At 72.5% G+C, this 26,560-nt stretch carries 23 protein-coding genes; 13 read left to right on the top strand and 10 right to left on the bottom strand.

Annotated features, from left to right (window positions below):
• Positions 1-66: 66 nt before the first annotated feature.
• From ACFY2A_RS10685 to ahcY, 6 genes are all read left to right on the top strand, one after another.
• A complete protein-coding gene (locus tag ACFY2A_RS10685; protein WP_363921787.1) occupies positions 67-1,446 on the top strand; it encodes a phosphomannomutase/phosphoglucomutase in 1,380 nt (459 codons plus the stop codon).
• A 62-nt stretch (positions 1,447-1,508) separates the two neighbouring features.
• Positions 1,509-1,691, top strand: a complete 183-nt coding sequence (locus tag ACFY2A_RS10690; protein ID WP_203991675.1) for a Trm112 family protein — start codon at positions 1,509-1,511, stop codon at positions 1,689-1,691.
• Complete coding sequence (locus tag ACFY2A_RS10695) at positions 1,688-2,884, top strand: SIS domain-containing protein (protein WP_099847458.1); 1,197 nt, start codon at positions 1,688-1,690, stop codon at positions 2,882-2,884. The genes ACFY2A_RS10690 and ACFY2A_RS10695 overlap by 4 nt, the downstream gene beginning before the upstream one ends.
• Positions 2,881-3,834 carry a cation diffusion facilitator family transporter gene (locus ACFY2A_RS10700; protein WP_387170563.1) on the top strand — a complete coding sequence of 318 codons (954 nt, stop codon included), beginning with the start codon at positions 2,881-2,883 and terminating at the stop codon, positions 3,832-3,834. The genes ACFY2A_RS10695 and ACFY2A_RS10700 overlap by 4 nt, the downstream gene beginning before the upstream one ends.
• A gap of 3 nt (positions 3,835-3,837) precedes the next feature.
• Positions 3,838-4,995, top strand: a complete 1,158-nt coding sequence (manA, locus tag ACFY2A_RS10705) for a mannose-6-phosphate isomerase, class I (RefSeq protein WP_387170565.1) — start codon at positions 3,838-3,840, stop codon at positions 4,993-4,995.
• A 280-nt stretch (positions 4,996-5,275) separates the two neighbouring features.
• Complete coding sequence (gene ahcY / locus ACFY2A_RS10710) at positions 5,276-6,775, top strand: adenosylhomocysteinase (RefSeq protein WP_363921794.1); 1,500 nt, start codon at positions 5,276-5,278, stop codon at positions 6,773-6,775.
• 127 nt (positions 6,776-6,902) lie between these two features.
• On the opposite strand, the gene ACFY2A_RS10715 is transcribed toward ahcY, so the two are convergent.
• Positions 6,903-7,058: a hypothetical protein gene (locus tag ACFY2A_RS10715; protein ID WP_387170567.1), complete on the bottom strand. Its 156-nt coding sequence runs from the start codon at positions 7,056-7,058 to the stop codon at positions 6,903-6,905.
• Positions 7,055-7,948 (bottom strand): RDD family protein, encoded by an 894-nt coding sequence (locus ACFY2A_RS10720; RefSeq protein ID WP_387170569.1) that lies wholly within the window; start codon positions 7,946-7,948, stop codon positions 7,055-7,057. Before ACFY2A_RS10720 ends, ACFY2A_RS10715 begins: the two co-directional genes overlap by 4 nt.
• A 41-nt stretch (positions 7,949-7,989) precedes the next feature.
• Between ACFY2A_RS10720 and ACFY2A_RS10725 the strand changes: the two genes are divergently transcribed.
• Positions 7,990-9,003, top strand: coding sequence for a stage II sporulation protein M (locus ACFY2A_RS10725; RefSeq protein ID WP_387170571.1), 1,014 nt, complete (start codon positions 7,990-7,992; stop codon positions 9,001-9,003).
• A 49-nt stretch (positions 9,004-9,052) separates the two neighbouring features.
• Here ACFY2A_RS10725 and ACFY2A_RS10730 read toward each other — a convergent pair whose 3' ends face one another.
• The 5 genes from ACFY2A_RS10730 to ACFY2A_RS10750 are packed head-to-tail and all read right to left on the bottom strand — an operon-like array spanning position 9,053 to position 14,133.
• Entirely contained in the window at positions 9,053-10,363 is a 1,311-nt protein-coding gene (locus ACFY2A_RS10730; protein WP_387170573.1) for a DUF58 domain-containing protein, read from the bottom strand.
• Positions 10,360-11,331, bottom strand: coding sequence for an AAA family ATPase (locus tag ACFY2A_RS10735; RefSeq protein WP_387170734.1), 972 nt, complete (start codon positions 11,329-11,331; stop codon positions 10,360-10,362). The genes ACFY2A_RS10730 and ACFY2A_RS10735 overlap by 4 nt, the downstream gene beginning before the upstream one ends.
• Positions 11,332-11,342: 11 nt before the next feature.
• Entirely contained in the window at positions 11,343-12,722 is a 1,380-nt protein-coding gene (locus ACFY2A_RS10740) for a DUF4350 domain-containing protein (protein ID WP_387170574.1), read from the bottom strand.
• Entirely contained in the window at positions 12,719-13,294 is a 576-nt protein-coding gene (locus ACFY2A_RS10745; RefSeq protein ID WP_363921806.1) for a DUF4129 domain-containing protein, read from the bottom strand. Before ACFY2A_RS10745 ends, ACFY2A_RS10740 begins: the two co-directional genes overlap by 4 nt.
• A complete protein-coding gene (locus ACFY2A_RS10750) occupies positions 13,291-14,133 on the bottom strand; it encodes a hypothetical protein (protein ID WP_387170576.1) in 843 nt (280 codons plus the stop codon). The genes ACFY2A_RS10745 and ACFY2A_RS10750 overlap by 4 nt, the downstream gene beginning before the upstream one ends.
• 209 nt (positions 14,134-14,342) lie before the next feature.
• On the opposite strand from ACFY2A_RS10750, the gene mtrA reads away from it, so the two are divergent.
• The 5 genes from mtrA to hpf all read left to right on the top strand — a co-directional run bounded on the left by mtrA (position 14,343) and on the right by hpf (position 20,203).
• Positions 14,343-15,032: an MtrAB system response regulator MtrA gene (mtrA, locus tag ACFY2A_RS10755; protein ID WP_363921810.1), complete on the top strand. Its 690-nt coding sequence runs from the start codon at positions 14,343-14,345 to the stop codon at positions 15,030-15,032.
• A gap of 12 nt (positions 15,033-15,044) precedes the next feature.
• Positions 15,045-16,802 carry an MtrAB system histidine kinase MtrB gene (gene mtrB / locus ACFY2A_RS10760; RefSeq protein ID WP_387170579.1) on the top strand — a complete coding sequence of 586 codons (1,758 nt, stop codon included), beginning with the start codon at positions 15,045-15,047 and terminating at the stop codon, positions 16,800-16,802.
• A complete protein-coding gene (locus ACFY2A_RS10765; RefSeq protein WP_387170581.1) occupies positions 16,799-18,598 on the top strand; it encodes an LpqB family beta-propeller domain-containing protein in 1,800 nt (599 codons plus the stop codon). Before mtrB ends, ACFY2A_RS10765 begins: the two co-directional genes overlap by 4 nt.
• Positions 18,599-18,641: 43 nt before the next feature.
• Entirely contained in the window at positions 18,642-19,304 is a 663-nt protein-coding gene (locus ACFY2A_RS10770) for a ComF family protein (RefSeq protein WP_387170736.1), read from the top strand.
• A gap of 248 nt (positions 19,305-19,552) precedes the next feature.
• The gene (gene hpf / locus ACFY2A_RS10775; RefSeq protein WP_387170582.1) at positions 19,553-20,203 is read left to right on the top strand and encodes a ribosome hibernation-promoting factor, HPF/YfiA family; all 651 of its coding nucleotides are present in this window, start codon (positions 19,553-19,555) and stop codon (positions 20,201-20,203) included.
• A gap of 85 nt (positions 20,204-20,288) precedes the next feature.
• Here the strand turns inward: hpf and ACFY2A_RS10780 are convergent, their stop codons facing one another.
• Together ACFY2A_RS10780 and ACFY2A_RS10785 are read right to left on the bottom strand one after the other, a co-directional pair.
• Positions 20,289-21,413: a GNAT family N-acetyltransferase gene (locus ACFY2A_RS10780; protein ID WP_387170584.1), complete on the bottom strand. Its 1,125-nt coding sequence runs from the start codon at positions 21,411-21,413 to the stop codon at positions 20,289-20,291.
• The gene (locus tag ACFY2A_RS10785; RefSeq protein WP_387170586.1) at positions 21,410-22,555 is read right to left on the bottom strand and encodes a GNAT family N-acetyltransferase; all 1,146 of its coding nucleotides are present in this window, start codon (positions 22,553-22,555) and stop codon (positions 21,410-21,412) included. The genes ACFY2A_RS10780 and ACFY2A_RS10785 overlap by 4 nt, the downstream gene beginning before the upstream one ends.
• 169 nt (positions 22,556-22,724) lie before the next feature.
• Here ACFY2A_RS10785 and secA point away from each other — a divergent pair, with 169 nt between their 5' ends.
• On the top strand, positions 22,725-25,646 hold the full coding sequence (gene secA / locus ACFY2A_RS10790; protein WP_387170588.1) for a preprotein translocase subunit SecA: 2,922 nt from the start codon (positions 22,725-22,727) through the stop codon (positions 25,644-25,646).
• 156 nt (positions 25,647-25,802) lie between these two features.
• On the opposite strand, the gene ACFY2A_RS10795 is transcribed toward secA, so the two are convergent.
• Positions 25,803-26,483, bottom strand: a complete 681-nt coding sequence (locus ACFY2A_RS10795; protein WP_363921824.1) for an Rv3235 family protein — start codon at positions 26,481-26,483, stop codon at positions 25,803-25,805.
• Between the last annotated feature and the right edge of the window lie 77 nt (positions 26,484-26,560).

A 26,560-nucleotide genomic window follows, 5' to 3' on the forward strand; every position in this document is an offset into this window, starting at 1 on the left:
GGGGCGGGTGCCGCCGCTCCGATACGCTCAGGTTCGTTGACGACCCGCAGGCGAGGAGTGGAACCGGTGTCTGATCTGTCCCGGATCGTGAAGGCGTACGACGTCCGTGGAACGGTGCCGGACCAGTGGGACGAGCGTGTCGCCGGTGCCCTCGGAGTCGCCTTCGCCCAGATGCTCGACGCCGCCGGTGAGCCGGGGCAGGCGGTGCTGATCGGGCACGACATGCGGGCCTCCGGGCCCGGGCTGGCCGCCGCCTTCGCCACCGGGGTACGCGCCGAGGGCCGCCCGGTCATCGAGATCGGGCTCGCCTCGACCGACATGGTCTACTACGCCTCCGGTGCGCTCGGGCTGCCCGGCGCGATGTTCACCGCCAGCCACAACCCGGCCCAGTACAACGGCATCAAGCTCTGTCACGCCGGTGCGCGCCCGGTCGGGCAGGACAGCGGGCTGGCCGAGGTCCGCGACCGGGCTCAGGCACTGCTCGACAAGGACGAGCCGATCGGCGAGCCGACCGCACCGACGCAGCGGCGCGACCTGCTGCCCGACTACGCGGCACACCTGCGCACGCTGGTGGACCTCGCCGGCATCCGGCCGCTGACCGTGGTGGTCGACGCCGGCAACGGGATGGGCGGGCACACCGTGCCGAGTGTGCTCGGCGACGCCGCCCTGGCGGCCCTGCCGCTGCGGATCGTGCCGCTGTACTTCGAACTCGACGGGACGTTCCCCAACCATGAGGCCAACCCGCTGGATCCGGCCAACCTGGTCGACCTGCAACGCGCGGTGGTGGCGCACGGCGCGGACATCGGCCTGGCGTTCGACGGAGACGCCGACCGCTGCTTCGTGGTGGACGAGCGCGGCGAGCCGGTCTCCCCGTCGGCGATCACCGCGTTGGTGGCGGCGCGGGAGTTGGCCAAACACCCCGGCTCCACGGTGATCCACAACCTGATCACCTCCAGCGCGGTGCCCGAGATCATTCGGGAGCACGGTGGTGAGCCGGTGGTGGCCCGGGTGGGTCACTCCTTCATCAAGGCCGAGATGGCGCGCACCAACGCGGTCTTCGGCGGAGAACACTCGGCGCACTACTACTTCCGGGACTTTTGGTTCGCCGACACCGGGATGCTGGCGGCGATGCACACCTTGGCGGCGCTCGGCGAGCAGCCGTTGCCGCTGTCCACGCTGGCCGCCGAGTACGAGCGGTACGTCGCCTCGGGCGAAATCAACTCGACGGTGGCCGACCAGACGGCCAAGGTGGCCGAGGTGCGTGCCGCGTACCCGGACGCCGAGGCGGACGAGATGGACGGTCTCACCCTGCGCTTCTCCGACGGGGCGTGGTTCAACCTGCGCGCCTCGAACACCGAGCCGTTGCTGCGGCTCAACGTCGAGGCACCGACCGCCGAGCGGATGACCGCGCTGCGCGACGAGGTGCTCGACCTGGTTCGCCGATAAGATCGCTCGCGCCGGTCGGCACCCCCGATCGGTGAAGCCGCACACGTGGAAGGAGCCGCGCAGTGGCCCTCGACCCGCAGTTGCTGGAAATCCTCGCCTGCCCGGACACACACCATGCCCCGCTGACCTACGACGCGCAGGCCCAGACGCTGACGTGCACCGAGTGCGGCCGGATCTTCGAGGTCCGCGATGACGTGCCGGTGCTGCTGCTGGACGAGGCGCGCGGCCCCGCGGAGGGATCGTGATCGACGGAACGGCCGGCGTCAGCGGCCACCGCAACGCCGACGAACGACTGCTCGACGACCCGCAGGCGCTCGCCGAGCGCGACCCGGGGGGCATGCTGCGGCACACCGCCTCGGCGGGTGCCCAGGTACGCGAGTCGGCCGCCCTGGCCGCCGAGGCGAACCTCTCCGTACTCGCCGACGACGGCCGGCCCCGGGCGGTCGTGATCGCCGGCATCGGCACCGCCGGACGGACCGGTGACGTGCTGGCCACGGTCGCCGGGCCGCGCTGCCCGGTGCCGGTCATCGCGCACCGCCTTGCCGGAGTGCCGGGCTGGGTCGGCGCGGCGGACGTGGTGATCGCGGTCAGCGCCTCCGGCCGCAGCCCGGAGGCGTTGGGTGCCGCCGAGGCGGCCCACCGCCGGGGCGCCCGGCTGGTCGCGGTGGGTCCGGCGGATTCGCAACTGCACTCGGTCGCCGAGCGGGCCCGCGCCCCCTTCATCCCGGTGCCCCGGCGGGCACCCGCCCGGGCCAGCCTCTGGGGGCTGACCGTGCCGGTCCTGCTCGCCGCCCGGGCGCTCGGCCTGGTCAAGGTCAACGAGGCGGATCTGGCGGAGACGGCGGCCCGGCTGGACGCCGACGCGGATCGCAGCCGCCCGACCGCGGAGTCCTTCGTCAATCCGGCGAAGTCCCTGGCCCTCGGGCTGGCCGGGTCGATCCCGATCGTGTGGGGCTCGTCGCCGCTGGCGGCGGTCGCCGCGCGTCGCTTCGGCGACACCCTGTCGGCCAACGCCCGGTACCCGGTGGTCACCGGTGCGCTGGGCGAGGCGGGTCGGGGCCGGGTCGGGCTGCTCGACGGCGTTTTCGGTGGCCTGGCCGAGGGGGAGCGGGACATCTTCGCCGATCCCGACGAGTCGGACGGTGAGGGCACCCGACTGCGGTTGGTGCTGCTGCGCGACGGTGGCCTGAACGCCGAGGACGACGCCGACGAGCCACTGGCCGTGGAGGAGCGGCGCGCGGACGCCGTGCAGACCCTCGCCGAGCGGCGGGGCGTACGGTGCGACGTGGTCACCGCCGAGGGCGGTTCGGCGCTGGAGCGGCTCGCCTCGCTGGTGGCGGTGCCGGACTTCGCGTCGATCTACCTGGCCCTGGCGCACGGCCTGGACCCGATGGCGGTGCCGGCGATCACCGAGATGAAGGAACTGGCCAACCAGTGAGCACGCAGGGTGGCATCAAGGCGATCATCGCCGCGCTGCTCGCCAACATCGGCATCGCCGTGACGAAGTTCGTGGCCTTCCTGTTGACGGGTTCGTCGTCGATGCTCGCCGAGTCCATCCACTCGGTCGCCGACTCGGGCAACCAGGCTCTGCTGCTGCTCGGTGGCAAGCGGGCCCGGCGGGCCGCCACCCCGCAACACCCGTTCGGCTACGGGCGGGAGCGCTACGTCTACGCGTTCATCGTCTCGATCGTGCTGTTCAGCCTGGGCGGTCTGTTCGCGCTCTACGAGGCGTGGCACAAGTGGTCCGACCCGCACGGCATCACCAGTTGGCAATGGGTGCCGGTGACCGTGCTGCTCGCGGCCATCGTGATGGAGTCGTTCTCCTTCCGTACCGCCATCAGGGAGTCGAACCTGGTCCGGGGCCGCGAGTCCTGGACCAGGTTCATCCGCCGGTCGAAGGCACCGGAGCTGCCGGTGGTGCTGCTGGAGGATCTCGGCGCGCTGGTCGGCCTGGTCTTCGCCCTGTTTGGGGTGGGCATGACCCTGGCCACCGGCAACGGCCGGTGGGACGCGGCCGGCACCGCGATGATCGGCCTGCTGCTGGTGACCATCGCGATCGTGCTCGCCGTGGAGACCAAGAGCCTGCTGCTGGGGGAGGGGGCCGAGCCGGCGGACGTCTCGGCCATCGAGCAGGCGGTCACCGCCGGCCCCGAGGTGGAGCGGATCATCCACATGAAGACGCTGTACCTCGGTCCGGAGGAGCTGATGGTGGCCGCGAAGATCGCGGTGTCGCGGTGCGAGAGCGCCGAGGAGGTGGCCCAGGGCATCGACGCGGTGGAGCAGCGGATCCGGGCTGCCGTGCCGGTCGCCCGGGTCATCTACCTCGAACCGGACATCTACCAGGCCCCGGTCGGGGCTTCCACCACGTTCGGGCCCGCTGGGAGCTGACCGGTGGAACCGCTGCACGGGCCGATCAAGGACTACGCCTGGGGCTCCCGCTCGGCGATCGCCGAACTTCAAGGGCGGCCGGCGCCGAGCGCGGTGCCCGAGGCGGAGCTGTGGCTCGGCGCGCATCCGTGCGCGCCGGCCGCCGTCGAGCGCGACGGTGGGCGGATCGCGCTCACCGAGGTACTCGCCGCCGAGCCCGTCCGGTGGCTCGGCGGCCCGGTGCTCGACCGGTTCGGGCCCCGGCTGCCGTTCCTGCTCAAGGTGCTGGCTGCGGCGGCTCCGCTGAGCCTTCAGGCTCATCCGGACGCCGAACAGGCGCGGGCCGGTCACGCCGCCGAGCAGGCCCGCTCCGGTGGGCACCGCAACTACGTCGACCCGTTCCACAAGCCGGAGCTGCTGGTGGCGCTGGGGCCGATGGAGGCGCTGTGCGGGTTCCGGGACCCGGCCGCCTCGGCGCGGGCGCTCGCCGCGCTGGGCGTACCGCAGCTGCGGCCGGTGCTCGACGCGTTGGCCGCCGGCCCGGCGGGGCTGGCCGAGGCCGTACGCCGGCTGCTGGAGTGGCCGACGGCGGAGCGTGCCGGCCTGGTGGCGGCGGCCCGGGCGGCGGACGGCCCGGACGCTGACCTGGTGGCTCTGTTGGCCGAGGCGTACCCGGCCGACCCCGGGGTGCTGGTGGCGTTGCTGCTCAACCGGGTGCGGCTGGCTGCCGGTGAGGCGATCTGGATGCCGGCCGGGAACCTGCACGCCTACCTGCGTGGTACCGGCGTGGAGGTGATGGCCGCCAGCGACAACGTGCTGCGGGGCGGGTTGACCCCGAAGCACGTGGACGTGGCCGAACTGCTGCGGGTGCTCCGCTTCGAGGTGCTCGACCGGCCGGTGGTCACGCCCCGGGAGGTCGCCGACGGGGTGGTGAGCTGGCCGGTGCCGGTGGACGACTTCGCGCTGCACCGGGCGACCGTCGGCGACGGGCGGCGCGAGGTGACGCTGGCGGTGCCGGGCCCCCGGGTGGTGCTCTGCACCGCCGGCCGGATCACCGTGACCGACGGGGTGGCGCCAGTGACCCTCGGCCCCGGTCGGGCCGCGGTCGGACCGGCCGCTGGCGGTTCACTCACGGTCACCGGTGAGGGTGAGACGTACATCGCCTCGACCGGCCAGCTCTGATCTTCCACGACGTTGCTCGTCGACCGACAAGTCCGACTTTCCCGGAATAGCTTGACTCGACTCTTGCTCGGTGTGACTCTATGGGTGCGCAGCGTTATCGCGACGATGGTCCGAGAACGCGCGGGGGAACCAAACCGGGGGGATGCACGGGGCGGACGGAGATGGACGGCACACGTCCACACCGGCCGCCCCGTGCGCTGTCCGTAACCACCCCAACCGCGCGTCGTCAACGCGCGTAAGGTGGGAGGTTGCGCAGCACCATCGTCCGACAGGAGCTTTCATGACCAGCACCCTCCCGGCGTCCGCCAGCGGCACGTCGTCCGAGGTCCGGCCGCGTACTGTCGCCGAGGGCGACTACAAGGTGGCGGATCTGTCGCTCGCCGAGTTCGGGCGCAAGGAGATCCGCCTCGCCGAGCACGAGATGCCCGGCCTGATGGCGATCCGGCGTGAGTTCGCCGCCGCGCAGCCGCTCGCGGGAGCGCGGGTCACCGGGTCGCTGCACATGACGATCCAGACCGCCGTCCTGATCGAGACCCTGGTGGCGCTCGGCGCGCAGGTCCGCTGGGCGTCCTGCAACATCTTCTCCACCCAGGACCACGCCGCCGCCGCGATCGTCGTCGGCCCCGAGGGCACCGTCGACGCCCCGTCCGGTGTCCCGGTGTACGCCTGGAAGGGCGAGACCCTGGAGGAGTACTGGTGGTGCACCGAGCAGGTGCTCGACTGGCCCGACGGGGACGGCCCGAACATGATCCTGGACGACGGTGGCGACGCCACGCTGCTCGTCCACAAGGGCGCCGAGTTCGAGAAGGCCGGAGCCGTGCCGCCGGTCGAGTCCGCCGACTCCGAGGAGTACGCGGTCATCCTGGGTCTGCTGCACCGTTCGCTGGCCGCGAGCGGCCAGCGGTGGACGCGGATCGCCGCCGGCATCAAGGGCGTCACCGAGGAGACCACCACCGGCGTGCACCGGCTCTACGAGATGCACCGCGCCGGCACGCTGCTCTTCCCGGCGATCAATGTCAACGACTCGGTGACCAAGAGCAAGTTCGACAACAAGTACGGCTGCCGCCACTCGCTGATCGACGGCATCAACCGCGCCACCGACACGCTCATCGGCGGCAAGATGGCCGTCGTGTTCGGCTACGGCGACGTGGGCAAGGGCTGTGCCGAGTCGCTGCGCGGCCAGGGTGCCCGGGTCGTGGTGACCGAGGTCGACCCGATCTGCGCGCTCCAGGCGGCGATGGACGGCTACCAGGTCGCCACCATGGACGACGTGGTCGAGCAGGCCGACATCTTCATCACCGCCACCGGCTGCTACGACGTCATCACCAACGAGCACATGGCTCGGATGAAGCACCAGGCCATCGTCGGCAACATCGGCCACTTCGACAACGAGATCGACATGGCCGGTCTGGCGAAGCGCTCCGACGTCACCCGGGAGAACATCAAGCCGCAGGTCGACCTCTGGAAGTTCGACGACGGTCACGCGATCATCGTGCTCTCCGAGGGCCGCCTGCTGAACCTGGGCAATGCCACCGGCCACCCCAGCTTCGTCATGTCGAACTCGTTCGCCAACCAGACGATCGCCCAGATCGAGCTGTACACCAAGACCGACGAGTACCCGATCGGCGTGTACGTGCTGCCCAAGCACCTCGACGAGAAGGTCGCCCGGCTGCACCTGGACGCGCTCGGCGCCAAGCTGACCACGCTCTCCAAGGAGCAGGCCGCCTACCTCGGCGTCGCCGTGGAGGGCCCGTTCAAGCCGGACCACTACCGCTACTGAGCATCGACGTCACCTCCGGGGCCGACCGCAGCGGCCGACCCCGGAGGTGGCCGTCCGGGTCGAGGCGTGGCAGCCGACGGCGCCGCCTGCCGCCTGCCGCCTGACCATCCGGGCCGGTGAGCGGTGGTCAGCGGGGACGACGGTGGCGGGTGGGGCGGACCCAGGTCCAGATACACCAGAGCAGCCAGGCCACGGAGACCAGCGCCGCCAGCGCACGCAGCCGTAGCGCGCTGAGCAGCAGCACGACCGCGAGCACCGCCAGCCACGGCCCGAAAGCCCTCATCCCGACCTCCCAGGTTCATCGACGGACGCGGTGACCCGGAACTGCGGCCACAGCGCCTCGGTGAGCGCACGTTCACCGGCGAGGAGGCGGCGGGCCCGACGGTGCCGCTCGGCGATGACGGCGGCCAGCCAGGCCACCTCCGACCGCCCGGCCGGTGGTGGCGGACTGGTCACCGCTGCCACCTGCTGCCACAGCAGCCGGGCCAACTCGCCGCGGGCCGGTTCGCTGAACCCGTTCGCCCGCGCCAGGTACTGCCGGACGGCGAGCGCCAGGCCCGCGTCCAACCGGCTCAGGTCCAGGGAGTACGCCCAACCGGCCAGCTCCGGCACCGTCGCCGGAACCGGCCGCCACCTCGTCGCGGATCGGGTGTGCACCACCAGGGTGCCCGCCGCCAGGTCGCCAAGACGCCGGCCACGGGCGTCGCTGAGCATCACGGTCAGCCCGACCGCCCAGGACAGCAGCGGCAGCACCAGACCCGGCCACTCCACGGCGACCCCGACCAGCGCCCGGGTCAGCGACTGCCGGAACCCGACGGGGGCGCCGTCGAGGCTGACCACCCGCAACCCGACCGCCGCCTTGCCCGGTGTCCGGCCGTCGTTGAACCGTTCGCAGAGCACCGGATAGCCGACCAGCAGCAGGACGAGCCCGACGGTGAGCAGGGCGCGCTCCATCGCCACGTCCAGCACCCCGTACGGCAGAGCGGCCAGGACCAGCCCGGTCAGCGCGGCGAGCAGCAGCCCTGCCACCAGCTGCACCAGCACGTCGAGCAGGAGGGCGAGCGCCCGCGAGCCGATCCGTGCGGCCCGCACGTCCAGCTCGACCGCCTCGCCGGTGACCAGCCCGGCGTCGCCCCAATCCGAGGCGGTCCACGCTCGCGCCGCTGTGCTCACCCCGACAGTGAACACTATGATCGCGCGGTCGGAGGTGGCCGGTGGATGTCGACGCGTACGTCGCGGAGCACGGCGGGCAGTGGCGTCGGCTGAATCAGCTCTGTGGTCAGCGACGGCTCGAACCGGCCGAGGTCGACGAGCTGGTCGCGCTCTACCAGCGGGCCACCACTCAACTGTCGGTGCTGCGTAGCCGCTCGCCGGACCCGGCGCTGGTCAGCGAGCTGTCCCAGGTGGTGCTTCGGGCGCGGGCGCGGCTCACCGACCGGCCCCGACCCTCCTGGGCGGCCGTACGGCAATTCCTGCTGGCCGGCCTGCCCGGTGCGATCTGGCGGGCGGCGCCGTGGTGGTGTGCGGTGGCGACCGCCTTCACCCTGCTCACCTTCACCCTGATGTGGTTCGTGGCGGACAACCCGGAGACGGCGGCGGCATTCATCGGCGACGAGGAGGCCGCCAACCTGGTCGAGTCCGGCTTCGCCGGCTACTACACGGAGTTCTCCGCGCCGACGTTCGCCTTCCACCTGTGGACGCACAACGCCTGGTTGGCGGCGAAGTGCCTGGCGGCGGGGGTGCTGATCGTGCCCGTCGGCTACCTGCTCTGGCAGAACGCGATCAACATCGGCGTGGTCGGCGGGGTGATGGTCTCCTACGGCCGGGCGGACGTCTTCTTCGGCCTGATCACCCCGCACGGCCTGCTGGAGCTGACCGGCGTGTTCGTCGCCGCCGGGGTGGGACTGCGCATCGGGTGGGCGTGGATCGCACCGCCGGTGCAGTTGACCCGGGGGCAGGCGGTGGCTCGGGCGGGACGCGACGGCGTGCTGGTCGCCGTCGGCCTGGTCGCCCTCTTCGCCGTCGCAGCGGTGATCGAGGCCTTCATCACCCCCGCCCCCCTGCCGACCCCCCTGCGCATCGCCGTGGGCGCCACCACCTGGCTAGCCTTCCTCGCCTACGTCCTCCTCCTCGGCCCCCGCACCCCCACCCCACCCCACCCCACCCCCGCCGACACTCCTGTCGATCATGAAGTTGTTACCCGCGACACGCCGCCCGAGTGGCAATAACTTCATGATCAACCGAGTGGGTGGGTGGGGTGGGTGGGGTGGGTGGGAGTCAGAGTTGGGCTTTGGATTTCAGGGTCAGGTAGGCGTCGGCCAGGGCGGGGGCCAGGTGGGGGGCGGGGGCGTCGACCACGGTGACGTTGTGGCGGGTCAGGGCCTGGGTCAGGCGGTCGCGTTCGGCGAACGTGCGCCAGGCGGCGGCTGCGGCGTACGCGTCCGCCGGACGTCGCGGGGGTGCGGCGGTGAGCCGGGCCAGCACCGGATCCTGTGCCGCGGCCACCAACACCCGGTGCCGGGCGGCCAGCCGGGGCAGCACCGGCAGCAGGCCCTCGCCGAGCGCGCCGGGTTCCAGGGCGGTGAGCAGCACCACCAGGCTGCGCGGGCGGTGCCGCCGGAGCAACTCGCCCGCGATCAGCCGGAAGTCGGTCTCGACCAGCGCGGGTTGCAGCGGGGCCAACGCGTGCGCCAGCCGGTTCCACTGCCCCGGCCGCTCGGCACCACCCACCGAAGCCCGGGGCACGGCGTCCGCCGCGAGCACGTCCACCCGGTCACCGGCCCGCGCCGCCAACGCGCTGAGCAGCAGCGCCGCCTCGATCGAGGCGTCCAACCGCGGCTCGTCGCCCACCCGCACCGCCGAGGTACGCCCGGTGTCCAGCACACAGACCAGCCGCCGGTCCCGCTCCGGACGCCAGGTGCGGACCAGCACCTCGGCCCGCCGGGCGCTGGCTCGCCAGTCGATGGAACGCACGTCGTCGCCGGACACGTACTCCCGCAACGCGTCGAACTCGGTGCCCGGTCCCCGTCCCCGACCGACCTGTGTGCCGTCGATGACGCGCAGCCGCGACAGCCGCTCCGGCAGGTGCCGGCGCGAGTCGAAGCGGGGCAGCACCCGTAGGGTCCACGGCGGCGTGCCCGGCCGGCCACCCCACTGCCGGTACGCCAGCCCGAGCGGCCCGAACGAGCGGACGGTCAGGGCCACGGCGGGCCGGTCGCCCCGGCGGGTGGGGGTGAGGTGGCTGGGCAGCGCGAGTACCTCACCGGGTGCGGCCCGCACCACCCGGGTCGGCGGCACCTCCGGCCGGGCACCGGCCGAGGGCACCCAGGCGTCACGGACCCGGGCGCGCAGCGGCCGGCCGGAGGTGTTGCGCAGGTACAGGGTGACCGTGGCGGTACCGCCGAGCCGTACGGCCCGGTCACCGGCCCGTTCGGCGGTCAGCGCCCGCAGCGGCACGGCGAGCGTCAGGTCGAGTCCGACCAGCAGCAGCACCACGCCGACCATCACCGCCACCCCGACGAAGGGTGCCGGCCATGCCGGCAGGGTCAGCGCCCCTGCCGCCAGCAGCGCCGCCACCCGCCAGGTCATCGCGGCGTCGGCACGGTGGCCAGCACCGTGTCCAGGACCGGGTCCACCCCGACGCCCTCAAGTTCGGCCTCCGGTCGCAGGCGCAGCCGGTGCCGCAGGGTCGGCCGCGCCATCGCCTTGACGTCGTCGGGCACCACATGATCGCGTCCGTTCAGCCACGCCCACGCCTTCGCGGTGCCGAGCAGGGCCGTCGCACCGCGCGGCGAGGCGCCCAGTTCCAGCGCCGGGGTGGCGCGGGTGGCCCGGCACAGGTCGACGACGTAGCCGAGCAGCGGGTCGGCTACGTGCACGCGGCCCACCGCCGCTCGTGCGGCGGCGAGGTCGGCCGCGTCCGCCACCGGGCGTACGCCGGCTGCGGCCAGATCCCGGGGATCGAAACCGGCGTGGTGGGCCCGGATCACACCCAGTTCCTCGTCCCGGCTGGGCAGCGGCACGGTGAGTTTGAGCAGGAACCGGTCGAGCTGAGCCTCCGGCAGCGGATAGGTGCCCTCGTACTCCACCGGGTTCTGGGTGGCGGCGACGATGAACGGATCGGGCAGCACGCGTTGCTCGCCCTCGACGGTGACCTGCCGTTCCTCCATCACCTCCAGCAGCGCGGACTGGGTCTTCGGTGGCGTGCGGTTGATCTCGTCGGCGAGCAGCAGGTTGGTGAAGACCGGCCCCTCCCGGAAGGTGAACGCCGCGGTTCGCGCGTCGAAGACCATCGAGCCGGTGACGTCGCCGGGCATCAGGTCGGGAGTGAACTGCACCCGCCGCGAGGTCAGGTCCAGCGCGGCGGCCACGGTACGCACCAGCAGCGTCTTCGCGACCCCCGGCACGCCTTCGAGCAGCACGTGACCACGGCAGAGCAGGGCGACGATCAGCCCGGTGACCACGCCCTCCTGACCCACGACCGCCTTGGCCACCTCGGCGCGTAGCCGGTGCAGCGCGGCCCGGGTGGGGTCGGCGGCGAGATGGTCCACGGTCATCGCGGGTCGGGTCACCGGGGGTCTCCTTCGGATCGGGGCTTCGGCAGCCGGGGCGGGGCCGGCGGGTCGGCGACGGGCTGCGCGGGCCTCGACCCGCCGGCACGCGTCACGCGGTCCAGATCACCGGCCAGCTCCAGCAGGTCCCGGTCGGTTCGCGGCGCGTCGCCGTAGAGCAACTCGTGGATGGCGTCGGGCCGGTCGCCGGTGCCGGCGGCCACGGTCGCCGCCACCGTGGCGGGCGCCGCCGCGGCGGGCAGGTGCACCCGTCGTGCCAGCCGGGCGAGCGTCGCGGTCCGGAGCACCCGGGCGGTACTCTCCCGGGCCCCCGCCCGCTGGTAGAGCCGGCCCCGGCCGAGGACCGTCTCGGCGGCGGGCACGGACACCGGCAGGGGTTCCGGCGTGGGCGGGCCGAGACGGCGGGCCCGGCCGATGGCGATCAGCAACGCCGCCAGGCCGAGTTGCAGCAGCAGCGCCCAGAACCACGGCGGGAAGGCCGACCAGAGCGGGTTGGGCTCCCCGGAGGAGCCTCGCGAGCCGGGGCCGGACGCCTCACCACCCGGACGGCCACCCGGTGCGGTCTCGCCGCTCTCGTCGCTGTCCAGGTCCTCCGGTCCGCCGGGCTCGTCGCCGTCGTCGTGGCGTTCCGGCAGCGGCCGGGTGGGTGCGGGGCTGGGTTCGGGTGGCGGCGGCGCCGGGCCGTCCAGGTCGAGCCAGACCACCCGGCCGGAGGTGGCGAGCAGGCCGGTGGCGAAGGCGAGGTTGTCCCATTCGTCGATCCGGCCGTTGCGGAACGGGTCGCTGGCACCCACCACCACGCTCTCCGCGGCTCCGGGCAGGCGGGCCAGCCCGCCGGCGTAGCAGAGATCGACGCTGCCGGAAGCGCCGGTCGATGCGTACCGCTGGCGGGCGACGGCGGCTGTGGCGGCGGGCGCGACCTCGGCCAGTGGGCAGGACCGGTCGACGTCGTGTGGTGACACGGCCCGGGTCGCCCACCGCCGGCCCGTCGGGCGCAGCGGCAGCCCGGCGGCGGCCAGCACCCGCCGGGGCGGGTCGACCAGCACCAGCCGGGTGCCTCCGGGCAGCAGACCCAGGTAGCCGACGGTGCGCGGGTGCAGCAATTCGGGCGCCGGAACGAACAGGGTGGCCGGGCCGGGCCGGGTGGCCAGCAACGCCCGGAGCGTGTCGGTCTCCCGCTGCACCGCCACCCCGCGCTTGCCCAGGCTGGCGGCGAGCCGGCTGCCACCGTGGTCACCGGTCACCACCGGGGAGAGGAAACCCTGGTCGGTCTGGTCCGGCTGGTCGATCTCACGGGTGACCAGTGTGACGGCCATCAGCAGCACCCCCACCAGCACCGGAACGATGATCCGGTGGCGACGCCCGCGTACGCTCACCGGTCGGTGTCCGTTGCGAGCGGGGCCGCGGCGAGCAGGTCTCCCAGCTGGCCGGCGTGGTCGCGCATCCGGTGATCGTGCTCGGCGGTGGCCGGGCGCTGGGCGTACCACACCTCCGAGAAGATGCCGGCGGCGGCGGTCAGTGGCGGTCCGGCCGGTGGATGGTTGGCGGCGGCCTCGGTGACCACCTCGGCGACGGTCATGCCGGGCCGGACCTGCACCACGTGCCGGTCGGTGAGCTGGTGGAGCATGACGCGCAACCGCTCACGGACCGCCTCGTCGTAGCGGCCCTCGGCGGCCAGCCGGTCGGCCACCACGACGGTGCCGACCGGACCCGCGGACGGCGGTGGGGCGACGGTCACCGGCGGCGCGGTCGCCGGCTTCCGTTTCTCGCCCCCGGTGCGGCGGCGTCGACGAGGCCGGGGAAGTCGGCGGGGCAGCCAGGCGGGGAAGGTGTACCAGGCCGTCGCGGTCAGCGCCGTGGCCAGCACCAGCAGCAGCGCGACCAGCGGCAGTGGCAGGTGGTCGCCGAGGGCGGCGGTGGTCTCGGTCCACCACCTGCTGACGCTCATCCGCCGACCGCCAGCAGGTCCGTGGCGCGCGGTGCGGCGGGCGCGCGGGCGAGCCGGATGTCCAGGCCCTCGCTGCGGATCCGGGTCTCCAGGTGTACGACCGCGTCCAGGCAGGCCAGGGCGGCGTAGGCGACCGCGTTCACGGCCGCCCAGACCAGCATCGCCATGGCATTGGCCCAGCTCTCGGTGACCAGGTCGAGCGCGGTCAGCCCGGTGAACAACCCCCAGCCGAGCCCGACCCGGATGATCCACCAGACGAGGTATCCGAGTAGCCGCAGCGCGGCGGCCCGCCCGGTCAGGCGCAGCGCCAGCGCGACGGAGCGGTTGATCGCGCGTACCGGTGCGACCCGGTCGACCACCAGCGCCGGTGCCACCGCGCCCAGCAGGGCGAATCCGACGAACCAGGCGGGGCCGAGCAGGGACGCGAGCAGCATGACCGCGCCGACCGCGGGGCAGAGCAGGACGGTGGCGCCCCACCGGCCGCCGGGTCGCCAGGCGTCCGTGGCGGTGGCGCGGCGGCCGACCAGCGCGCCGGCGGCGGCGTGGGCGGCCGGGTTGCCGAGCAACAGAATGATCATTGCCTCGGTCGCCGCGCCGAGAGCGAGCAGGAACCAGAAGATGCCGAACTCGCTCAGGCCGGACGCCCACCACAGCGGCCCGGTGGCACCCACGACGGTCCGCAGGGGCAGCAGCAGGAGTTGTTCGCCGGCGGCCAGCACGGCGGCGAGGGGAAGCAGGACCGACGCCTGACCGCGCAACAGCAGCACCGCGGAGTCGAGCAGTTCCCCGCTGGTGAGCGGGCGGCCGGGGAGTACGACGGTCGGGCCTGTTTCGGGCACGCGTACTCCTGGAAGGTGGTGATGGTGGCGCGCTGCGGCGCACCCGGGGATCATGTTGACACGCGCGGTCGCCCGGGGTGCAGACCCGCCCCCCGGGGTGGCACGTGCGGGCGGTACAACCGAGCGGTGCTGGGCACGGCCCACCTGACGGCAGTAGCGTGCGGGTGACGCCGAGCCCACCGAACTGACGGGATGGAACCATTAACCCCATGAGAGCCCGGGTACTGGTGGTCGACGACGACCCCGCGCTCGCCGAGATGCTCGGCATCGTGCTGCGCAGCGAAGGCTTCATGCCCTCGTTCGTGGCGGACGGGGAACGGGCATTGGCCGCGTTCCGCGACAATCGGCCCGACATCGTCCTGCTTGACCTGATGCTGCCCGGAATGAGTGGTATCGACGTGGCGCGGGCGATCCGGGGCGAGTCCGGGGTGCCGATCGTGATGCTGACCGCGAAGAGCGACACGGTCGACGTCGTGCTCGGTCTGGAGTCGGGTGCCGACGACTACGTGGTCAAGCCGTTCAAGCCGAAGGAACTGGTGGCCCGGATGCGGGCGCGGCTGCGCCGCGGCGAGGACGTCGCGCCGGAGCTGCTCACCATCGGCCCGCCCGGCAACCAGATCGCCATAGACGTGCCGGCGCACACCGTCAGCCGCAACGGCGAGGAGGTGAAGCTGACGCCGCTGGAGTTCGACCTGCTGGTCGCGCTCGCCCGCAAACCGCGTCAGGTCTTCACCCGCGAGGTGCTGCTGGAGCAGGTGTGGGGATACCGGCACGCGGCGGACACCCGGCTGGTCAACGTGCACGTGCAGCGGCTGCGCGCCAAGATCGAGCCGGATCCGGAGCGACCCGAAATCATCCTCACCGTTCGCGGCGTGGGCTACAAGGCGGGTACCGGATAGCCTGGTCGCACTGTGACCACCTCCCCGATCCCCGATCTCGACCCGACCCCCCGCCGGCACGGTGCCGTGTGGGAGTTGTGGCGTGGGGTGAGTGGCCGACTGGCCCGTTCGCTGGCGAGGCTGCACCAGACCTGGCGCCGGTCGTTGCAGGTGCGGGTGGTGACCATCACGCTGGTGACGTCCAGCCTGCTGGTCGGCGGGTTCGCCTACCTGATCGCAGACAAGATCACGAGCATCCTGCTGGACAATGCGAAGACCGACGTCCAGTTGCGGCTGCTCAACGGCGCGGAGTACGCAGCCAAGCAGTTCAGTCTCTACAGCCAGCCCCAGGAGGCCCAGCTCCAGGAGACGATCGACGGCACGGTCAACTACCTCGCCGGTGGCGACCCCCAGCAGAACAGCGGCGTCGTGGTGGCCCTCACCGCGGACAACTGGCCCGGGGTGATCGAGGCGCGAACCTCACCGTCGGCGAACGTCCGGCCCCTGATCAGCCCCGAGCTGCGCGCCGCGGTGGCCGACGGGAACGTGGCCAACCAGATCCGTACCGGCCAGCTCACCGGAGATGCCGAGACGAAGTACCTCGTCTACGGCTCTCCGGTGCCGACCCGGTTCGGTCAGGTGGAGCTCTACTACTTCGTGCCGCTGACCTTGCAGGACACCACGGCGGCGCAGGCACGGGCCACCGTGGTGGCCACCGGAGTCGCCCTGGTGCTGCTGCTCGGCCTGCTCGCCGCGCTGGTGACCCGGCTGGTGGTGATCCCGGTACGGGTCGCCGCCCGGACCGCCCAGCGACTCTCGGCCGGTCTGCTCGACCAGCGGATGGCCGTCAACGGCGAGGACGACCTGGCGCTGCTCGCGGCCTCGTTCAACCAGATGGCCACCAACCTGCAACGGCAGATCCTGCGCCTGGAGGAGATGTCCCGGCTGCAACGCCGGTTCACCTCCGACGTGTCGCACGAACTGCGGACCCCGCTGACCACGGTCCGGATGGCCGCCGACCTGATCTTCGCCGAACGCGACGAGTTCGATCCGGCGGTGGCGCGCAGCGCCGAGTTGCTCCAGGCCGAGCTGGACCGCTTCGAGGAACTGCTTACCGACCTGCTGGAGATCAGCCGGTTCGACGCGGGCTTCGCGGTGCTCGACGCCGAGCCGACCGATCTGGTGCCGGTGGTCCACCGGGTGGCCGACCGGCTGACCGGGTTGGCCGAGCGGGTCGGGGTGGCCATCGAACTGGACGTCCCGGCCGCCCCGGTGATCGCCGAGATCGACCCACGACGGGTCGAACGGGTGCTGCGCAACCTGGTCGGCAACGCTGTCGAGCACGGCGAGGGCCGGCCGGTGCGGATCACGCTGGGAATGGACGAGACCGCCGTCGCGCTGACCGTCCGCGACCACGGTGTCGGGCTCAAGCCGGGCGAGGAGAAACTGGTCTTCAACCGGTTCTGGCGGGCTGATCCGTCGCGGGCGCGACAGACCGGCGGGACCGGACTGGGGCTGTCGATCAGCCTGGAGGACGCCCGACTGCACGGCGGCTGGCTGGAGGCGTGGGGTGCGCCGGGGCAGGGCGCACAGTTCCGGCTCACCCTGCCGGCGCGCGCCGGTGACCGGCTCACCACCTCGCCGCTGCGGCTGGTGCCGGCCGACGCCACGCTGCCGTTCGGCGGCGCGCCCGCCGGTGGACTGCTGGCCATCGGGCCCGGCCCGGCCGGCGCGCTCGCCGTCGGCCCGGCGCCGTCGGCCGAACAGCCGCGCGCGGAGGTGGGCTCGTGAGGCGACGGTTGCTGACCGGGGCCCTCGGCGGCGTGCTGGTGCTGGGCGTTGCCGCCGGCTGCGGGATCCCCGACCGCAGCGAGGTGCAGATCGAGCAGCGTGGGCCGGCCGCGGAGACGAACTGGTCGCTGGGACGCGGTACCGAGCCGCCGACGCGGGAGGCCAGCGGCAGCGACGCCGAGGCGTTCGTGCGCAACTTCCTGGCCGCGGCGGCCGGTGAGCCCGACCGGGCGTACGAGCGGGTGAAGCGGTTCATCGCGACCGCGGACCGCACCTCGCTGCCGGACAAGCAGGGCAGCGAGGTGGCGCTGTCGGTGGTGCGGTTGACCGACGATCCGGTGATCGAACCGGACGTGGACAGCATGAAGGTCACCATCAGCGTGCAGCAGGTCGGGCTGCTGCGGGCCAACGGGATGCTGGTGCAGCCGGTGGCCACCGAGTCGACGTACGAGTTCCGGCTGATCAGTGCCGGCCCGGTGGGTGAGGACGACGCCGGCTACTACGTCAGCGACCCGCCGAACGTGCTGCTGCTCAGCGACGACGCGCTGCGCCGGTTCTACCAGGCGGAGGCGATCTACTTCTGGAACTCCGACCGCACCCAGCTCGTGCCCGACCAGCGGTACCTCTCCTCGGCCGTACCCCCGGAGCGGCGGGTGAGCGAGGTCGTCCGGTGGTTGACCGCCGGCCCGTCGGACTGGCTGCGGATCGGTGTCTCCGGTCTGCCCGACCGTACCGAAATGATCAACAATGCCACCGGCTCGGACGGCCGGTGGGAGGTCAACCTCGACATGCCGGGCGCTGACGAGCGGCGGCTGGAGCAGCTCGGTACCCAGTTGGCATGGTCCCTGCGGGAGCTGCACGGCACCGTCGAGGTGAAGATCCTCAACCAGTCCCGCAAGGTGATCGACCTCGCGGAGCAGCGCAGGCTGAATCCGCTGGACCTGATCGAGGTCAACGCGCGGCGATACTGCGTCTACGAAGGGGCCATCCACTCGCTGACGGTGGCCGGCGAGGCCGCCGGCTCGGTGCCGGTGGCGCCCGAGGTGAACCACGACATCGTCGCCGCCGGGCTGCGTCGCGTCGACGCGGACGTCGTGGTCGCCGTCGTGGTGGCCGGCGAGGACGGGCGGCAGCGGCTGGCCGTCGGCCGGGGTGGCGGCGTGGTGGAGACCCTCACCACCGGCCCCAGCAGGTACGCCGAGATGAGCCGCCCGGTCTGGATCCGCAGCGACGCAGCCCGCCCGGCCGGCCTGGTGGTCGCCGACGGCCGGCTCTACCGCTTCGACGGCCAGGCGGCGACGCGGCAGGTTCAGCTCGGCCTGCCGGGCCGGGTGACCGCGGTGGCGGCCGCCCTGGACGGGCACCGGCTGGCACTGATCGTCGACGGCACGCTGCACGTCGCCGCGATCAACTGGGAGGGTGGGGTGCCCACCGTGGGCCCGGCCCGACGGTTGGTCAGCTCGTTGACCGACGCCACCGCGGTGGACTGGTCGGCGGCGAACCGCCTGCTGGTGGCCGGCTCGGCCGGCCGTCCGGCGATCTACGACGTGACCGTCGACGGTGCCCTGGAGACCCCGCTGCGGGAGGACACCGGCAGCCAGGTCGACCACCTCGCCGCGTATCCCGCCACCGCCGAGCGGTCCCCGCTGGCCGGCTCGTTCATGTACGAGGCGAACGGGGTGGCGTACCGCAGCAACCCGTTCGACCGGATCAACCGCGACCAGGTCCAGGACGTCACACCGCCGCCTGCGGGGGTACGTCCGGGCAACCCCACCGCACCCGTCTTCCTCTACTGAGCAGGCCGTGACGGGCGGGCTCTGGGCGGACCTGGCCGACCTGGTGCTGCCTACCGAGTGCGCCGGTTGCCGGGAAAGCCGCCCGGGGTTGCGCCACGGCGTCTGCCCGGACTGCGTCTCCGCGCTGCGGGCGCTGCGCCCGGGTCCGGTGCGACCTGTCCCGGCCCCGCCTGGTCTGCCGCCCTGTCACGCCCTGGGCGCGTACGGCGGGCCGCTGCGGGAGACGCTGCTGGCGTACAAGGACCACGGCCGGCACGGTCTGGCCAGGCCACTCGGTGCCCTGCTCGCCGAGGTCGTCGCGGCGGCGGTCGGTCCGGTGGGGCCGGTGCTGCTGGTGCCGGTGCCGGACACCCCGGCGGCGGCCCGGGCCCGCTACGGCGACCACCTGCGCCGGTTGACCCGGCACTGCGCCCGTCGGCTGCGGGCTGCGGGCTGGCCGGTGCGGGTGCACAACGTGGTGCGTGCCGCACCCCGACCGGACTCGGTGACGCTGGACAGCGCGGGTCGGGCGGCGGCGGCCACGGCCGCCTTCCGGGCCCGGTCGGGCCGCAATCCGACCGCCGCGGGGGCGAGGGTGGTCCTGCTGGACGACATCGTCACCACCGGAGCCACCCTCGCGGCGGTCAGCCGGGTGCTGACCGTGCGCGGGCTGTCGCCGTACGGGGCGGCGGTGCTGGCCGCAACACGGAAAAGGCACCAACAGTGACCGATCGTGTTTCCGTTTCACCCCTTCGTGTATGAGGTGTGGAAATTCTCCGGGCGGTCTTGGCGACCGGGGGTGACTGTCGGGCTAACAGGAGTTAGCGTTTGGCTGTCGGGGGTAGGAAGGCCATTCCACCCACCCCTGGCGGTGAGAGGAGGCGTAGCCGTATTGACCGGTCGACGCCGAATGGGGCCGTCCCCCGGGCGCGACCGGAGTTCCGGATCGAAGACCGTCCGAATGAGGGAGGTCACGTGGACATCGTGGTCAAGGGCCGTAACGTCGAAGTGCCGGACCATTACCGGGTGCACGTAGCAGACAAGCTCGCGAAGATCGAACGCTACGACCACAAGATCATTCGTGTGGATGTCGAACTGTTCCACGAGCGCAATCCGCGCCAGGCCGACCATTGCCAGCGGGTGGAGATCACCTGCTATTCCCGTGGCCCGGTGATCCGGGCCGAGGCCTGCACCAGCGACTTCTACAGCGCTCTGGACTCGGCGATCGCCAAGCTCGACTCCCGGCTGCGTCGCGCGGCCGACCGGCGTCGGGTACACCGAGGTCGGCACGCGCCGCTGTCGGTCGCCGCCGCGACCGCCGGCCTGCCGGTGACCGACCTCCCCGCGCTGTCCGCCCCCGCGGAGACCGGCAGCGTCGCCGCGGAGACCAGCACCGCCACCGCACTGGCCGAGCGGCCCGAGGAGGAGCACGCCGACGACCAGCCGTGGCACATCGCCCGGGAGAAGGTGCACCCCGCCGAGCCGATGACCGTCGACGACGCCCTGTTCCAGATGGAACTGGTGGGCCACGACTTCTATCTGTTCCAGGACAAGGAATCCGGCCGTCCGAGCGTGGTCTACCGGCGGCACGCCTACGACTACGGCATCATTTCGCTGGACATCTGACCGTGACGGCGGCCGGGGTCGGTACCCACCGACCCGGGCCGTCGGCGCGGCGCCGGACCTGGGCCGCCGGCACCAACCGCCCCCGTCAGCCCATCGGATCCGCCGGTAGCAGGCCGTAGACCGTCGAGTCGGCCCGGCTGCCGGCGGCGCCGGGTAGCCGGCCGCGCAACAGCCCTTCCCGTCGGAAGCCGATCTTCTCCAGTACCCGCTGGGAAGCGGTGTTCTCCGGCAGGGTGCCGGCCCACAACCGGGACAGGCCGACGTGGTCGAATCCCCACCGGGCGAGCAGTCGTACGGCGCGGGTGGCGTAGCCGCGTCCGCGCCACTGCGGCAGCAGGCTGTAACCGAGCATCGCCTGGCCGCTGGCGGGCTGGTCGGGGAGGAGCATGCAGTTGCCGGCGAACTCCCCGGAGGTGGCGTCGAGGATGGTCATCGCCGCGGCGGTGCCGACCAGCCACTGACTCTCCGCGCCGTGGCAGCGTCGCTCGATCTCGTCCCGGGTCGGTGCTCCCGGGGGCACCCGGCTGGCCACCACCTCCGGGTCGCTGTGCAGGCGGTACATCTGCTCGGTGTCGTCCGGCCCGAGCCGACGCAGCACGACCAGCCCGTCGGTGAGTCGACAGTCGGGTAGGTCCGGCAGCGGGCGCTCCGACGGGCCGGGCGGGTCGTCGGAGAGTCGTACCCACACCATCCGATCCCGCCGGCCGCCTCGAACTGCCAACGCGGCTCGGCGTACCCCCTCGGGACGGAAGCCGGCGGCCAGCGCGACCCGTTGGCTGGCCGTGTTCTCCACCCGGGTGAGCAATTCCAACCGGGCGGTGCCGGTGGCGAACGCGTGCTCGGACAGGGCCCGGGTGGCGGCGGTCGCGACCCCGGCGCGGCGCGCCCACGGTGCCACCCAGTAGCCGATCTCGGCCTGGCCCCGCTGCGGTACCACATGGCTCAGACCCACGGTGCCGAGCAGCCGGTCGGTCGTCAAGTCGGCGACGGCGTAGGCGGCGCCGCCACCGGCGAAGGCGGCGGGGGCGCTCTCCGTGATCCACAGGCGGGCGTCGGCCTCGGTGTACGGGGCGGGTAGCCCGTCGAGGAACCGCTGGGTGAGCGGATCAGCGCAACCGGCGACGACGTCGTCCACGTCACCGAGGTGGAACGGCCGCAGCCGCACCCCGTGCGCTTCGATCCGCCGCGCGTTGCGGTGCGGTGCGGTCATGACAGGTCCTGCGCGAGCAGCGCGCCGACCCAGGCGTCGATGCGGGCGCCCCGGTGGTTGAGGGCCCCGCGAGCGGTGCCCTCCATCGCGAAACCGGCCTTCTCGGCGGCCCGCCGGGACGCGACGTTGCCGACGTTGGCCCGCCATTCGATCCGGGCCAGCCCGAGGGTGGTGAAGCCCCAGGCGCAGAGCGCCGCCAACGCCGCCGGCTGGTAGCCCCGCCCTCGGGCGTGCGGCGCGGTCATGAAGCCGACGTCGGCCAACAGCGGATCGGTGGCCGACAGTCGCAGATCGATCGAACCGGCGTACCGGTCCGCGGCGTCGGTGAAGACGAAGTTGGCGCTGCTGCCGGCGGCCCAGGTGGCCCGCACGAACCGCAGGAAATCCTCGGCGTCCGCCCGCGTGTAGCCCTCCGGCACGGTCGTCCAGCGCAGCGTCTCCGGATCCCGGCAGGTGGTGACGATTGCGTCGAGGTCGCGCTCATCCATCGGGCGCAGGCTCAGCTCGTGCGGGCCGGTGGTGGCGAACAGGGTCGGTTGCGGCCGGCCGAAGACGACCGCGCGCCGGGCGTCCAGGGTGCCCGGACCGGCCGGGCCGACCTCACCGGGCGCCGGTACGTCGCCGGGCAGCAGCGAGCCGAACCACTCGTGGGCGCCGCCGGTTGGGTCGGCGGCCCGTAGTCGCCCCTCGATCCGGACACCGGACCGCAGAGCGACCAGCCGGGAGGCGTGGTTGCCCACCTGGGCGCCCCAGAGCAGCCGGCGCAGCTTCAGCTCGTCGAAGGACCACCGGGCGACGGCCCGGACGGCCCGGACGGCGACCCGCTGGCCCCGCGCCCACGGCGCGGTCCAGTACCCGATCTCGCTGAGTTCGTGGTTGCGGTCGATGGTGTTCAGCCCGCAGGCACCGAGCACCTCGCCGCTGGCGGCGTCGCAGACCGCGAAGGCCGCGCCAGTGCCGAGTTCCCACTGGCGGGCCCGGTCCGCGACGAAGCTCTGCGCGTGTTCGTGCCGGTACGGGCGAGGTACGGTGGTCCAGCGCTGGATGTCCGGATCCTGGCACGCGCGGTGCACGGCGTCGGCGTCGGTCGCTCGCCACGGCCGCAGCAGCAGACCGTCCTCGGTGATCTCCACGGGCTCCACCGAGCCATCGTGCCGGATCGTTCGCGCACGGCGTAACCGGATAACCGGGACGCGGACGGGAGCGGGGAGTGTTATGTCGGTTTCGCGGCGGCCGACCACCGCCACCAGTGACCATCGGCCCGATGGAACGCCTACGATGGTTCGAGACTGTCTAGGGGAGCGTTGATCCGTGTCGATTCTGGAAAAGGTCCTCCGTGCGGGCGAGGGGCGCATGGTGCGCCGCCTCAAGGCGATCGCCGCCGCCGTCAACTCGATCGAGGACGACTACGTCAACCTCACCGACGACGAGCTGCGCGACATGACCGAGCAGTTCAGGGAACGCCTCGCCGACGGCGAGACCCTGGACGACCTGCTGCCTGAGGCGTTCGCGGTCTGCCGGGAGGCGGCGGCCCGGGTGCTCGGCCAGCGGCCGTACGACGTGCAGGTGATGGGTGGCGCGGCGTTGCACTTCGGCAACATCGCCGAGATGAAGACCGGTGAGGGTAAGACCCTGACCTCGGTGATGCCGGTCTATCTCAACGCGTTGTCCGGCAAGGGCGTGCACGTGGTCACGGTGAACGACTACCTGGCCCAGCGGGACGCCGCCTGGATGGGGCGGGTGCACGAGTTCCTCGGGCTGACCGTCGGTGTGGTGCTGCCCAACCGGCCGGCGGTCGAGCACCGCGCGGCGTACGAGTGCGACATCACCTACGGCACGAACAACGAGTTCGGTTTCGACTACCTGCGCGACAACATGGCCTGGTCGAAGGACGAACTGGTCCAGCGCGGCCACAACTTCGCCGTGGTCGACGAGGTCGACTCCATCCTGATCGACGAGGCCCGTACCCCGCTGATCATCTCCGGCCCGGCCGAACACTCCGCCCGCTGGTACGGCGAGTTCGCCGCCGTGGTGGCCCGTCTCCAGTCGGGCAAGGACGGCGAGGGTGACTACGAGGTCGACTACGCCAAGCGCACCATCGCGGTCACCGAGCGGGGCGTGGCGAAGGTGGAGGACCGGCTCGGCATCGACAACCTCTACGAGTCGGTGAACACTCCGCTGGTCGGCTACCTGAACAACGCGATCAAGGCCAAGGAGCTGTACAAGCGCGACAAGGACTACATCGTCAGCGATGGCGAGGTCCTGATCGTCGACGAGTTCACCGGCCGCATCCTGCACGGTCGCCGCTACAACGAGGGCATGCACCAGGCGATCGAGGCCAAGGAGGGGGTGGAGATCAAGCAGGAGAACCAGACCCTGGCCACCATCACCCTGCAGAACTACTTCCGCCTCTACGACAAGCTCGCCGGCATGACCGGTACGGCGCAGACCGAGGCAGGCGAGTTCAACAAGGTCTACAAGGTCGGCGTGGTGACCATCCCGACCCACCGGCCGATGATCCGCGAGGACCGGGCCGACGTCATCTACAAGACCGAGCAGGCCAAGTTCAACGCGGTGATCGAGGACATCGCCGAGCGGCACCACGCAGGTCAGCCGGTGCTGGTCGGCACGGTCTCCGTGGAGAATTCCGAGATCCTCTCCCAGTTGCTGCGCCGCCGGGGCATCCCGCACTCGGTGCTGAACGCGAAGTTCCACGCCCGCGAGGCGGAGATCGTCGCCCAGGCCGGTCGCAAGGGCGCGGTCACGGTGGCCACCAACATGGCCGGCCGGGGCACCGACATCCTGCTCGGCGGCAACCCCGAGTTCCTCGCGGCCAACGAGCTACGCCAACGCGGGCTGGACCCGCTGGAGAACGCCGAGGAGTACGACAAGGCCCTCGAAGAGGTCATGCCGCAGTGGAAGCAGGCCTGCGACGCGGAGGCCGAGGAGGTCGCCGCCGCCGGTGGGCTCTACGTGCTGGGCACGGAGCGGCACGAGTCCCGACGGATCGACAACCAGCTTCGTGGCCGGTCCGGCCGGCAGGGCGACCCGGGCGAGTCCCGGTTCTACCTCTCCCTGCAGGACGAGCTGATGAAGCGGTTCCGCTCCGGTGCGGTGGAGGCGGTCATGGACCGCTTCAACATCCCGGAGGACGTGCCCATCGAGTCGAAGATGGTCACCCGCCAGATCAAGAGCGCCCAGGCTCAGATCGAGGGGCAGAACGCCGAGATCCGCAAGAACGTCCTCAAGTACGACGAGGTCATGAACAAGCAGCGCCAGGTGATCTACGCCGAGCGGCTGCGCGTACTCAACGGCGAGGATCTCTCCGACCAGGTACGCAACATGATCAACGACACCATCGAGGCGTACGTGCGGGGGGCCACCTCGGACGGCTACGCCGAGGACTGGGATTTCGAGCAGTTGTGGTCCAGCCTCAAGCAGCTCTACCCGGTGGGCATCACCATCGAGGAACTGGAGGAGGAGGCCGGCGGGTCCCGGGCCAGTATCGACGCCGACTTCCTGCTCGCCCGGCTCAAGGAGGACGCGAACGCCGCGTACGACCGGCGTGAGGAGCAACTCGGCGCCGAGGGCACCCGGCAACTGGAACGAATGGTGCTGCTCCAGGTCATCGACCGCAAGTGGCGTGAGCACCTCTACGAGATGGACTACCTCCAGGAGGGCATCTCGCTGCGCGCGTACGCCCAGCGTGACCCGGTGGTGGAGTACCAGCGCGAGGGCTTCGACATGTTCGCCACCATGATGGACGGCATCAAGGAGGAGACTGTCGGCTTCCTCTACAACCTCGAGGTGCAGGTCAACGAGCCGGAGCCGGAGGCCGAGGAGGTCCAGCTGCTGGAGAAGCCGGTGGAGATCCGGGCCAAGGGCCTGGGTCGTGCGCCGCAGCAGCAGGGGCTTCAGTACTCCGCCCCGACCATCGACGGCGAGGCCGGTGCCGGTGGCGTCGCCGTGCAGCGGGAGGAGCAGCGGGCTCCCGCGCTCGGCATCGGCCGTCCGGACCAGGCCGCCCCGGCGGCGCCGGGGCGCACGGCACCGACCGCGCCGCAGCGCCCGGCCGGCGGCCTGCGCGGTCCGGGGGTCGGCAACGCCCGCCAGCCCGCACCGGGGCAGGCGACCGCCAGCAACGGACCGTCCCGTAACGCGCCGTGCCCCTGTGGCTCGGGTCGCAAGTACAAGCGCTGCCACGGTGCTCCCGGCGGCACCTCGGCCGGCTAGGAATCGCCCGGCTCCGGAAGATCGCGCCCGATCCTGGATCGAGTGGCCTCGCTCAGCGAACACGGCCACCAACTCAGGATTCGGGCGCGATCTCGTCCGTGCTCCCGTGGCGGTGGGGCCGGTCGGGGGAGCGGTGTTCCGGTCGGAGCGGCGAGGTCAGAGGACCCGCAGGTCGGTGCAGAGCCAGTTGCCGCGCCGCTGCTCCAGGCGCAGCGCCATCGCCCAGCTACGACCACCGGCGCCGGTGAGCACGGCGGCGGCCTCGATGGCGGTGGGGCGAGGCTCGCAGACGCGCAGTCGTCGCAGCCGCACCCCGGGGCGCGCCGAGCGCCGTCGAGCCGGTGCCGCGTGTGCGGTGGCGCGGGCGAGCTCGGGCAGCAGCGCGGCGGCCCGCGCCGGGTCGAGTTGACGCCGTAGCTGCACCGGTGGCCGGAAGCCGTTGAACACCTCCAGGCAGGTGGCGACGAAGCGGTGGGCGACCCGGGTGGCCGCCGGGGTGGCTGTGGTCAGGGCCCCGGCCGGCAGGTGCCGGGCCGGAGCGTGGCGGGGCCCCGCCGGGCCGGATCCGGTGGGCCGGCCGGACTCACCCGACCACGGCACGCCGGGCGTGACCGGTCGGCTGCCGGAGCGCGAGGCCGCCCACGGCAGCGGCGACCGGTCCGGGCCACGGCCGTCGGGCCACTGCCCGCCGGTGGCGAAGAGGTCGAGGGCGAGCTGGCCGTCGGCCGGTCGTGGCCAACCGGTGGTGTCCTCGTCGACGGAGGGCGGCTCGAAGGCGGGCGCCGGCCGCAGCCGCACGGGTGGGCGCGCCGGCCCGGGCCGCCGGAGGTCGGTCATCGCGCTGCCCCCTGCCATCAAAGATTGCGTTTGCCTTCGTTTGCTTTCGATAGCTTTGATTGTCGGGCATGGCAGAG

Origin of the sequence: Micromonospora sp. NPDC000442 (genome assembly GCF_042898635.1) — a bacterium.
Lineage (GTDB): Bacteria > Actinomycetota > Actinomycetes > Mycobacteriales > Micromonosporaceae > Micromonospora.

What these genes read in the sequence shown, in the direction of transcription:
- ahcY (WP_363921794.1), top strand. Translation starts at nt 5,276, where the DNA reads ATGACCAGCACCCTCCCGGCGTCCGCCAGCGGCACGTCGTCCGAGGTC.
- ACFY2A_RS10715 (WP_387170567.1), bottom strand. Translation starts at nt 7,058, where the DNA reads ATGAGGGCTTTCGGGCCGTGGCTGGCGGTGCTCGCGGTCGTGCTGCTG.
- ACFY2A_RS10730 (WP_387170573.1), bottom strand. Translation starts at nt 10,363, where the DNA reads ATGACCTGGCGGGTGGCGGCGCTGCTGGCGGCAGGGGCGCTGACCCTG.
- ACFY2A_RS10735 (WP_387170734.1), bottom strand. Translation starts at nt 11,331, where the DNA reads ATGACCGTGGACCATCTCGCCGCCGACCCCACCCGGGCCGCGCTGCAC.
- ACFY2A_RS10745 (WP_363921806.1), bottom strand. Translation starts at nt 13,294, where the DNA reads ATGAGCGTCAGCAGGTGGTGGACCGAGACCACCGCCGCCCTCGGCGAC.
- mtrA (WP_363921810.1), top strand. Translation starts at nt 14,343, where the DNA reads ATGAGAGCCCGGGTACTGGTGGTCGACGACGACCCCGCGCTCGCCGAG.
- ACFY2A_RS10780 (WP_387170584.1), bottom strand. Translation starts at nt 21,413, where the DNA reads ATGACCGCACCGCACCGCAACGCGCGGCGGATCGAAGCGCACGGGGTG.
- ACFY2A_RS10795 (WP_363921824.1), bottom strand. Translation starts at nt 26,483, where the DNA reads ATGACCGACCTCCGGCGGCCCGGGCCGGCGCGCCCACCCGTGCGGCTG.